This window comes from Ethanoligenens sp. (assembly GCF_047718355.1).
Classification (GTDB): domain Bacteria; phylum Bacillota; class Clostridia; order Oscillospirales; family Ethanoligenentaceae; genus Ethanoligenens.
The window spans coordinates 8,030-18,998 of record NZ_JBDNLG010000057.1; the positions used below are offsets into that span (position 1 = coordinate 8,030).

8 protein-coding genes and 1 pseudogene are annotated in these 10,969 nt (G+C 48.5%); 6 read left to right on the forward strand and 3 right to left on the reverse strand.

Annotated elements, in window-relative coordinates:
* The coding region (locus ABF463_RS09490) for an Ig-like domain-containing protein (protein ID WP_415533377.1) at nucleotides 1-593 on the forward strand (593 nt) is incomplete at its 5' end.
* A gap of 601 nt (nucleotides 594-1,194) precedes the next feature.
* On the forward strand, nucleotides 1,195-1,881 hold the full coding sequence (locus ABF463_RS09495; protein ID WP_415533378.1) for a hypothetical protein: 687 nt from the start codon (nucleotides 1,195-1,197) through the stop codon (nucleotides 1,879-1,881).
* Between the two features lie 173 nt (nucleotides 1,882-2,054).
* Here the strand turns inward: ABF463_RS09495 and ABF463_RS09500 are convergent.
* Nucleotides 2,055-2,246 (reverse strand): annotated as a pseudogene (locus tag ABF463_RS09500) (FAD-dependent oxidoreductase); the annotation flags it as partial.
* Nucleotides 2,247-2,545: 299 nt separating this feature from the next.
* Here ABF463_RS09500 and glmS point away from each other — a divergent pair.
* From glmS to ABF463_RS09520, 4 genes are all read left to right on the forward strand, one after another.
* Nucleotides 2,546-4,375 (forward strand): glutamine--fructose-6-phosphate transaminase (isomerizing), encoded by a 1,830-nt coding sequence (glmS, locus tag ABF463_RS09505; protein WP_415533379.1) that lies wholly within the window; start codon nucleotides 2,546-2,548, stop codon nucleotides 4,373-4,375.
* Nucleotides 4,376-4,389: 14 nt separating this feature from the next.
* Nucleotides 4,390-4,572: a hypothetical protein gene (locus tag ABF463_RS09510; protein WP_415533380.1), complete on the forward strand. Its 183-nt coding sequence runs from the start codon at nucleotides 4,390-4,392 to the stop codon at nucleotides 4,570-4,572.
* Nucleotides 4,573-5,000: 428 nt separating this feature from the next.
* Entirely contained in the window at nucleotides 5,001-6,893 is a 1,893-nt protein-coding gene (locus tag ABF463_RS09515) for a fibronectin type III domain-containing protein (protein WP_415533381.1), read from the forward strand.
* Nucleotides 6,894-7,038: 145 nt separating this feature from the next.
* A complete protein-coding gene (locus tag ABF463_RS09520; RefSeq protein WP_415533382.1) occupies nucleotides 7,039-8,286 on the forward strand; it encodes a YibE/F family protein in 1,248 nt (415 codons plus the stop codon).
* A 76-nt stretch (nucleotides 8,287-8,362) separates the two neighbouring features.
* Here ABF463_RS09520 and srtB read toward each other — a convergent pair whose 3' ends face one another.
* Nucleotides 8,363-9,214 (reverse strand): class B sortase, encoded by an 852-nt coding sequence (gene srtB / locus ABF463_RS09525; protein WP_415533383.1) that lies wholly within the window; start codon nucleotides 9,212-9,214, stop codon nucleotides 8,363-8,365.
* Nucleotides 9,215-9,363: 149 nt separating this feature from the next.
* Nucleotides 9,364-10,806 carry a pyruvate kinase gene (pyk, locus tag ABF463_RS09530; RefSeq protein WP_415533384.1) on the reverse strand — a complete coding sequence of 481 codons (1,443 nt, stop codon included), beginning with the start codon at nucleotides 10,804-10,806 and terminating at the stop codon, nucleotides 9,364-9,366.
* Nucleotides 10,807-10,969 lie beyond the last annotated feature (163 nt).

A 10,969-nucleotide genomic window follows, 5' to 3' on the forward strand; every position in this document is an offset into this window, starting at 1 on the left:
CATGGGACAGCAACGGTAAACCACACGGCCTTGGCTCGGTGGCAGGTAAGGACCTGACCAATCGCGGAGACGTAGCCAAAGGGTTTGCCGATGATGGTTATGGAAACATCAACAACAGCGGCTATTCGCTCCCAGTGGATATGACCCAACTTGCCGGTGGCACCTATACGCTTGCGGTGGCGGGCATTGGCAATGACGGAGTCATACAATGGGAGACAAGAACCATTCATGTGGCGGCGCCGCAGCCGATGACTGATATTGATGCGCCGGCAGACGGCTCCACTGTTTCCGGTACGGTAAATGTTTCCGGCTGGGCACTTAATGTTTCCGGCATCAACCGTGTGGATGTTTACGCATGGGACAGCAACGGTAAACCACACGGCCTTGGCTCGGTGGCAGGTAAGGACCTAACCAATCGCGGAGACGTAGCCAAAGCGTTTGCCGATGATGGTTATGGAAACATCGACAACAGCGGCTATTCGCTCTCAGTGGATATGACCCAACTTGCCAGTGGCACCTATACGCTGACGGTGGCGGGCATTGGCAACGACGGAGTCGTGCAATGGGAGACAAAATCCATTATTGTGCAATAATATTTGCCAACGTAAAATTATTGCCCATGGTGAGAGTCAAGACCTCGCCTAAAAAATGTGTTACGCCCATGACCGAATTTTAAAATGCTTTTGTTCACCGCTTTTCTGCACCACATGGTGCGGAGAAGCGGTGAGCTTTTGCTCGAAATCGAATGTTAAGTGATGTAACATTTAGAAATACGAAAATTCCAAGTGTTTAAAACATAATATAGGTTAAAGTAGAATGTTGAAGTTTGTGTTTTACCCTGGTATACTGATATTTAATTCCGGTATAAATTGGAATATAGTGGTCGAAAAGGATGAAAATACGGTCAGTCAACGACGGGTCGGCAAATGGGGCAGACGTTCGGCGTTTCCAAAAGCTCAGGCGGAACAGACTTTGAGGATATGACGGAGGCGGCTGTCATGGATAATCTGAGTTCACATAAAATCGATGGTATGGTAGAGCTCATTCGTTCGGTGCGTAGCCGCTTTATCTGCCTCCCTATAGCCCGAATTTTAACTTGGTTGATCTGTTTGGAACCAGCTCGGAACCGGAAAATAATGCGGTGACTGAGCCATTATCAAAAAACCGGAATTGTAATCAAGGAAGGTGCGCCACATGTACCCATCATCTCACAGAAATCCTATCAAAAGAAACCGCAATATTGGCACAAGAAAATCTGGTAATAAGCGGCAAAGTAAATTTGAAATTCCATCTCAAAACTATAACCCATTTTATAAAAATATACAGCATCCGAAGTTCATTCAAAGAACTGTTGGCAAAAAGACATTTCAGTTTATTGTAGAGCAATTAAAGGATAACTATATCTACACCTGTAGTATTGACGAGATATGCGCGGTTCTAAGCCGTGTGCCTCCTAATGATTTGGATGGGCTCAGCTTGATTGTGTTGCGCCAACCCAAAAAGAAGGAGGAGATTATAGATCCTTGTTGGGGACGGATACGATATTTTTTTGAATTTGATCGAAAATTACAACCCGCAATCATTATTGAAGCTATTGATCCGAGTAGCATCACCAAGATTACAAAGAAAGGAATATCGCCCTTTTTTCAAAAAGAACTGGATATGCTGTCGGAAGAGGGAAACCGAGTCTCGTATGACAAGCGAAATATACGGATTAGTAAGACGACAGAATCAGCAAAGAACACACAGCTATACCGAACATTGTTGCATGAAATCGGTCATTATGTTGCTTATAAAAGAGGAAATGACGGCAATACATATGAAGACCAGGAGGTGTTTGCAAATAACTATGCCAAAGCGATTATGAAGCATCTTTGTTAAAGCATTGCCTGTTTTGAGCCTTTTAGCATACTTTGCATGGGCATATATCTTGCCACAACCGAGCAGCTTGCATGAGTAATGATTTTTACAGTTTGGATGGGCGGTTGTTCCGTTACAAAGGATTCAATAGCGGTTTTGCCTATCATGGCACGGCAGATATAAGACGCATGAATTAGGTGCGCCTCTGTTTTGGCGAGGCGTAAATTGCTCTGCTGGTAGTACTCGACATCCGCGCCAAGTTCCTCCGAAAGGCCCGGACACAGTTCCTGAATGCCCCGCATCACATAGGGCAGTTCACACGGGTCGCGGCCGGACTGGTGCACACCGCCGCCGTTGTGGGAGGAGCCACCGTTTCTGATGGCGTTTTTGGGCGAAGTTTACAATAATGCTTCATATGCTGCTATAATTTGTTAACATTGAACAGGTCATATGAATATGCTATAATAGGGTTCCGAGGTTTCTAAAAGGAAATAGAGCGCCAGAACTTGGGTAAGGGGGAAAATTCCCAAGTTGACGAGGTCAAGGAGTATCGATAATTCGGCGGATGCCTTGCGGTATGGTACTACCGGAACGATTGATAAAACCAAAAAGTAATTTTTGCGACAAAATCAATCAAGTACCTGGAAACCTTGGATATTAAAATTGAAAAGGCAGGTACTCTATTATGTGTGGAATTGTTGGTTACATTGGGGAACAGGACGCACAGCCGATATTGCTCGGCGGTCTGCAAAAGCTGGAATACCGGGGGTATGATTCCGCCGGTATCGCTGTGATGAACCCGCAGGGAGAAATGCATCTGGTGAAAAGCAAGGGCCGGCTAAAGGCATTGCAAGACAAACTTGGCACGGAGTCTTTGACCGGAAGCATTGGCATCGGGCACACCAGATGGGCCACGCACGGGGAACCCTCTGAAAAGAATTGCCACCCGCACACCAATCAGGCAGGCACGATAAGTGTGGTGCATAACGGCATTATTGAAAATTATCTGCATTTGAAAGAGTGGCTGGGTTCCAAGGGATATTCGTTTTATTCTGATACGGATACGGAAGTGGTTCCTAACCTAATTGATTATTACTACCACGGTAATTTGCTGGAGGCTGTTACAAAAGCAATTTCTGTGATTGAAGGCAGTTACGCACTGGGGGTTATGTGCACCGACGAACCGGATAAAATCATCGCGGTACGAAAAGACAGTCCTCTGGTGGTAGGCATCGGCAAAGGCGAATATTTTATCGCTTCGGACGTGCCGGCTATCTTGAACCATACACGCGATATCCTGTATCTCGAAGATAAGGAAATTGTGGTTCTCACCAAAACAGGCGCCGCCGTGTATTCTCTGGAAGGGGAAAAGCTCGAAAAACCGATTCAACACGTCACTTGGAATGCCGACGCGGCAGAGAAGGGCGGCTATGAACACTTCATGCTCAAAGAGATCCATGAACAGCCAAAAGCCATCCGGGACACGCTGAATTCCAGAGTGATGCATCAGAAACCCATCCAGCTGGATTCTGTCACCATCCCGACCGAGCAGCTGCAAAACATCCAAAAGATTTATTTGGTCGCTTGCGGGACTGCTTATCACGCGGGTGTAATCGGAAAATATGCGATTGAAAAGTTGGCAAGGATTCCGGTGGAGGTCGATATTGCCTCGGAATTCCGTTACCGCAACCCCATTCTCAACAGCAAAACCTTGCTGGTGGTGCTGAGCCAGTCGGGTGAAACGGCGGACACCCTTGCAGCCCTGCGGGAAGCTAAAAGCAAAGGCGTGCGGGTGCTGGCTGTCACCAATGTGGTAGGCAGCTCCATTGCGAGGGAAGCCGATGATGTTCTCTACACTTGGGCGGGTCCTGAAATCGCTGTTGCATCCACCAAGGCGTACACTACGCAATTGGTTTTGATGTATATTCTGGCGCTGTACTTGGCGCAGGAAAAACACACGATGGCACCTGAAGAAATTGAATCGCTCAAGACAGAGCTTCTCTCGCTGCCGGAAAAAGCGGAAAAAGTTCTGCAAAACAAGGAAATGCTACAGAAATTTGCGGGGAATACGTATAGCCAGCAAAGCATGTTTTTCCTTGGCAGAGGAATCGATTATGCGGTTGCGATGGAGGGCGCGCTGAAAGTCAAAGAGATTTCCTACCTGCACGCCGAGGCGTATGCGGGCGGTGAATTAAAACACGGTACCATCGCGCTCATTGAAAAGGACACTGTCGTGATTGCGTTGGCTACGCAGAGTGACTTGTATGACAAAATGATCAGCAATGTCAGGGAAGTCACAACACGCGGCGCAAAAGTTTTGGGACTGGCAAAAGAGGGCAACCGTGCCATCGAAAAAACCGTTGATTCCGTATTGTATATTCCGGGAACAGCTGATATTTTTATGCCGGTTCTGACGGTTATCCCGTTGCAGCTGCTGGCGTATTATATTGCAGTGCAGCGTGGCTGCGATGTCGATAAACCCCGCAATCTTGCAAAATCGGTTACGGTGGAATAATCTGCAAGGTACCATTGAAATCATTTGCGGCAGCAAGAAAAGCTGTGCGCTGTGATTACGGCATTCAGTTTTGCGTGTCAAAAGTCCCTTTGAGCTTTATCGCTCAAGGGGACTTTTTATTTAGCACCTTTTATTTGCAAGCCACCAGCTATACGGTTGCAAGAATTGTTCAAAGCCCGGCAGGAACAGAATCCTGAGAAACCATTGGACAAAGCGGCACGGGAGGCGTATTCACAGCAACTGCTCCGACGGTTTGGAAACATTTATTTATAAGATGAATTGTCGCATGTGGGGCGCAATCCGATGCGTAAACTTTCCATTGACGTCGTAAAAATCGAGAAATAGGTTGTTTTATTTTGCCGGACGTTATTACTATAAATGTATAATTTATAGTTCAATTGCCGTACCATATGGCGCATCGCTATAGGTATGCCAATTTAAAGCTGACTGTAAAATAAGATGAAGATTCGCTTTTTGGTTTTAGAAACCATGGACTCGTCTGCTGTGATTTACATAAATATTACACAAATCTTACAATGTTCATCCATGGACTATACATGCGGCGTGTATACTTGTTGATGGACTGAAAAAGTGTGTAGAAGTAAACATTGCAGGAGGAAAAAGAATGATAAAAAATCGCAAAGCAGGCAAAATCGCCTTGTCGGTTCTGCTTGCTGCAACAGTAACGGTGGGAACGGGTTCGTTACTCGTGGCTCATGCGGACACTTCAGCGATCGCCGATTTCACTCTCCCGGCTATGTCTGGACCGTATAATATCAATGCGGGTGTCGGTTCCGATGTGACCAAAATGAATTTCAACTGGTTCACCCAGAGCAAAGCCGCCACACAAGTCCGTTATGCACTTGCATCCACTTTGAACAGTGACGGTTCGCTGCCCTCCAGCGCCACTGCGCAGGGCGCTAACCAGAGCGCCGTGGTTGCTACCGAGCAGATCAGCTTAAGCAGCGCCGCGCTGCCGGGCGTCGATGGGGCAAATGACGGACAGGGTGATGGCAAAACCAACGGCAAAACCCCGGCCGGTGTCAAAACAGGCGAATATGCCAACAGTGCAACCGTCACCGGTTTGCAGCCTGGTACCAAATATGCATATCAAGTGAGCGACGGCACGAACTGGAGCAATGTCTACACTATCACGACCGGCTCGACCGACAGCGTCCATTTTGCAGCTTTCGGCGATCCGCAGATTGGTGCGTTTGACAACGGTTCCGGTACTGCCAAATCTGCCCAGACGGGTGGACACACGAATGTCGCAGATGATGAAACCGGCTGGGGCAACATGATGGGTCTGGTCAGTCAGATCAAAGGCTTGAACTTTTTGTTCTCAATGGGCGATCAGGTCAACGATTACAGCTATCTGATTAACCCGAAAAACAAAGATAGCAACGGCAATCTGAATGACGGCCAATGGAACCAGTACAACTACTTCTTTAGCCCGAACAAAAGCAGTGTAGTGCAAAGCTATCAGCTTGCGGCATTTGAAGGCAACCATGACCATCAAATGGGTGAATACTACGGCTATCACTATAATCAGCCGAACAAGAGCAGCTTGGGCGCCACGCAGTACGGCAATGATGGCGATTATTGGTTTACTTCCGGCCCGGTTCTGTTTGTTGTACTGAATGCTAACAATTACGGTACTGCTGATCACGACCAGTTTATCTCAAGTGCCTTACGAGCAAACCCAAATGTAAAATGGAAAGTTGCGGTTTGGCATCAGTCTGCTTACAGCGAAGCCAACCACAATACCAATAACTCGACCGACGACCCGGTCGTTACCATCCGCAACACCTGGCCAGCCATGATGGATAAATACGGCATCGACGTGGTGTTGCAGGGCCATGACCACTATTATACACGTACCGCGCAGATGATTGGCGGAAACACCGTGGACCCGAATACCGGCGCCGTGGTTGCGCTGTCAGCCAACACCGGTTCAACCATCCCCGCTACCACCAACACAAATGCGACCTATGCGACCAAGGCCTATCCCAGCAGCGTGACCAACCCGAAGGGCACAGTCTACTTTACGCTGGACTCCGGCAGCGGCAGCAAATATTATAACTACAATAATGGAACCACTGCCACGCTCAACACACCGGCTGACCATACCTTCAGTGTTGTGGGCTGGCAGGGCTATCTGCCGACCTATTCCGATGTGAAGTTCACCAATGACGCATTTACTATCAGCACATATTCCACCACGGATTATACGATGGCAAATCAGAAACTGATTGATACATACACCATCAGCAAGACTTCTGCCAACAACAGCAGTTCCAGCAGCAGCTCATCGACTGGCAGCACTTCCTCAAACTCCGCTGCCACCGGTACATCTTCGACCGGGACCGCTTCCACGACATCCACTTCCTCTGTGAGCAACCCGCACACCGGTGCTGTCGCGCAGGACAACACGGTGGCAAACGTTATCGGTTTTGCGGCAATCGCGGCTTTGCTTGGTGGAGCCAGCTTTGTTGTACTCCGCAAGAAAAAGGTCTAAGCGTTTCCGTTAAGGTTCAGAAAAGTGAACGGATTTTGCAATGGTTTGCAAACGCAGGCAGTCCCGCTTTTTGAGCGGGGCTGTCTGTCGTTCCAAATAAGATGTCAAAACCAGTGGGAATATCACCCATGCACAGGAGAAGAACATGCAAATAAAGTCAGGGATGCCCAAGTGGGTCAAAATCAGTGGAAAAATTGTCATACCAGTTGCAATCTTGGCAATTTATATCGTTTTTGCGGTGCTTTTCAGTCAGCATACAGCGACCTATAATCCGTATGGGTCCGGCGCGGGCGGCCAAGTCTATTTTGAGAATGCGACCGTGCAGTCTGTTGACCAGCAGTCCATCTCCCAAACAACATTTCCAGGACTATATACCGGCCGCCAGTTGATTACCGTGCTTGTGAACAGCGGACAGTACAAAGGGCACACATTTCAGGTAAACAATGCACTCAATTATGACACCAATATCGTTGTGCATAAAGGGCAAAGCATTCTGGTATCGATCAACACATCCACCAGTGACAAATCGGTCATCAATGTCTATATGTATGCGCCAAACCGGTTTATCCCATTGCTGGTGCTAATCGGGCTGTTTGTCGCGGCGCTTTGCTTTGTGGGTGGCTGGCGCGGCTTCCGTTCTCTGCTGGGGATTTTCTTCACGCTGACGACAATGCTGTTTGTTTTTGTGCCGCTGCTGCTGCGCGGCGTCCCCACGTTTGCGGCCACTCTTGTTTTGGTCGCAGTTACTTCCTGTGTCACTTTGTTTTTGGTGGGTGGCTTGAGCAGGAAAAGCCTGAGCGCTGTGCTTGGCACCGTGGCAGGTGTGGTGATTTCTATCCTCATTCTTCTGATTTTCAGCAATATCATGGGTATCTCGGGCTACACATCCTCCGACACGGACGCATTGCTGAATATTGCAGGGCAAAGCCGTTTGCAGGTGGGGGATCTGCTGTATGCGGGGATCATTATTGCGTCTTTGGGTGCCGTGATGGATATTGCTATTTCGGTGGCGACATCCGTCAACGAGGTGCTTGGACATAAACCGGATGCAGACTTTAAAGAATTGTTCTATGCGGGCATGAACGTGGGACGGGACATGATGGGTACCATGGCCAACACATTAATCCTTGCATTTATCGGCGCATCGGTCGCGTCTTTTATCTTGATGTATTCCTATCAAGTGCAGTTCAATCAGTTGTTCAATTCCAGCGGAATCGCTGTGGATATTCTTGAGGCGGTTTGCGGCAGTCTGGCGGTTATCTTAACTGTGCCGATCGTATCAGCAATTGCGGGTAAATTGTTGCTGCCAACGGATAGGCAAAAACCCTCTGTTGCCCAAAGCCCCACACCGACTGCCACATGCGGGCAGGAGGAAAACAGCACGCACGACTGAAAAAAGTACGCTTGACAAAAAAAGGGGGTTCATAACCGGCATCGCCGGTTATGAACCCCCTTTTTTAGATAGATGATTAGGACGTTTTGTGGTGAGGAGACGCAGGGGCCGGATTATCCACAGCTGGAGCTACATCGTAGCTTTCGCCGGGGCGCACCAGTCTTGCCTCGATAACGAAACGTGCGTCAGTGAATTCGTAGGTGCAGGTGGACAGTGTTAAAATCTTGTCAGTAGGTGCCACATCCACATTGGTATTGAACAGGGACTGTGCCCGCATCCGATCAACCAGATTGGAAAAATCGTTGTCGGTGGGGAAATCTGTGTTGATGTAGTAGAAGTTGACATCGGTGGTATAAACGGCAAAAATCTTCCAATACCGGTCTGTATCGGCTGTTCCAAAATACAACACCGGATGCTGGTTGAGAAAATTGAGGTCTTTGAATTGCTTGAGTTCTCCGAATAGCTGGCCATCCCCCATGTTGTGACCGTAGATAATGGAATTATGTCCGAGGTTTTCTGGGTCGTTGCGATAATCCAGAAATGGCTGGCCCTTTTTATAGGTCTGCTTTTCAAGATTGTGGGTGAGATAGTAGCTGTTGTCGGCAGTATGCACGATCGGCATATCCAAATCCGTGCCGGGCACTGTCAACCATCCGATGACATCAGAGTTTTTTTGCTGTGCGGATAAAATGTCCGCCTTTTTGGATGGCAGCGGTGCGGACGGGGCCGACATAGCGGATATGGATGATTGGGAGGTGGCCGGTTTGGCAGCCGCTGGTACTGTATGACTGGTCTGTACATACAGAATGCAGCCTGCACATCCCAAAGCAACGGCAGCGGATACCACAGAAACCAATACTTTTTTACGTACGACAAAACCGCGTATCCGCGCGGCAAGGTGATAAAAACCTTTTGAAATGTTTGACATCTGCCTTTGCCCTCACAATCTTAAACAATGACAAGATCGTATTTGTCAGGTGAAAACCAGCTGATATATATAGATTCTGCCGAAAACCCATTCATGATTTTCGGCAGAATCTAACTCAAAAAATGGGTAAGACGGATATCCTATGTTTTTTACTTGCTGAACGAGGTGCTGCTGCCTACAACATGCACTTTGATGAAGTTGGTGGTGCCTGGGATACCCAACGGGATGCCGCCGGTGATGACGACCAGATCGCCCTTTTGGATTAAGCCTGCATTGACGGCACTCTGCACGGCGGTTTCAATCATATCGTCGGCCCCGCTGGCGTTGGAGGTCAATACCGGTATCACGCCCCAGGAGAGGTTCAGTTGACGGTAGGTCTGTTCGTTCGGGGTGCAGCCAATGATGGGGCAGCATGGACGAAACTTGGAAATGAAACGGGCGGTGTAACCGGAATGGGTGACTGTCAGAATGGCTTTGGCGTTGGTGTCGTGTGCAGTGCCAACGGCCGCGTGAGCAACAGCATTGGTCACATCACTGTTGGATTCCAGCGCGCGTTCTCCGAACTGTGCTTTGTAGTCGATATCTTCTTCGGTACGTTCCGCAATACGACCCATGGTGGTCACGGCTTCGATGGGATAAGCACCTGCGGCAGTTTCGCCGGAGAGCATGGTCGCGCCGGTTCCATCATAAATGGCGTTGGCTACGTCGGTTGCTTCCGCACGCGTCGGACGCGGGTTCTGGATCATGGAATCGAGCATCTGGGTGGCGGTGATGGTGATTTTGCCCAATGCGTTGGCTTTTTTGATGATCATCTTCTGAATGCGCGGAATCTCTTCTATTGGGATGTTCACACCCATGTCGCCGCGTGCGACCATAACGCCGTCGGCGACTTTCAGGATCTCTTCGATATTGTTTACACCGTCGATATTCTCAATCTTCGGGATAATCTTGACATTGGTGCCGCCGTGGCTGTCGAGAATGGCGCGCATCTCCAACACATCTTCCGCTGAGCGTGTAAATGATGCTGCAACTGCATCAAAACCGTTTTCAACGCCGAAAATCAAGTCGGAGCGGTCTTTCTCACTGATGAACGGCAGGGACACATGAGCATCGGGAACGTTCACATTTTTGTTGTTGGACAGTGTGCCGGCGTTGTTGACGCGGCAGAAGATGTCGGTGTCGGTGGTGCTTTTGACTTCCAATTCGATCAAGCCGTCGGCGATGAGGATGTGGTTGCCGGGTTTTACGTCGCCGGGCAGGCCTTTGAACGAAATGGAGACTTCGTTTTCGTCACCCAGGATATCGCGGGTGGTCAGTGTGTAATCCTGTCCGGTCTTCAAAGAGACTTTTTTGTTGTCTTTATACAAGCCCAGGCGGAGTTCAGGACCCTTGGTGTCCAGCAGGTACGTAAGGGGTATGCCAACTTCTTTTTGGATGCCGCGAACGAAATCCAAGCGTTGTTTATGCTGTTCATGTGTCTGGTGGGAGAAGTTGAAACGCGCAACGTTCATGCCGGCGAGCATGAGCTTTTTGAGCATTTCTTCGGTTTCTGTGGCGGGACCAAGCGTACAAACAATTTTGGTTTTTCTCATGATCGTTTCACCTCTATAAATATTCATCCATACAAAAATAACAATAGCACTCAAAGGCAATTATAGCCCAACAGCATGTTTTTTTCAACTAAAAAGATGTAAAAACATGTGAAAAAGGAAAAAACAGCAGGGTGTTGATAATTGTTCCCCTATTCTATAAAAT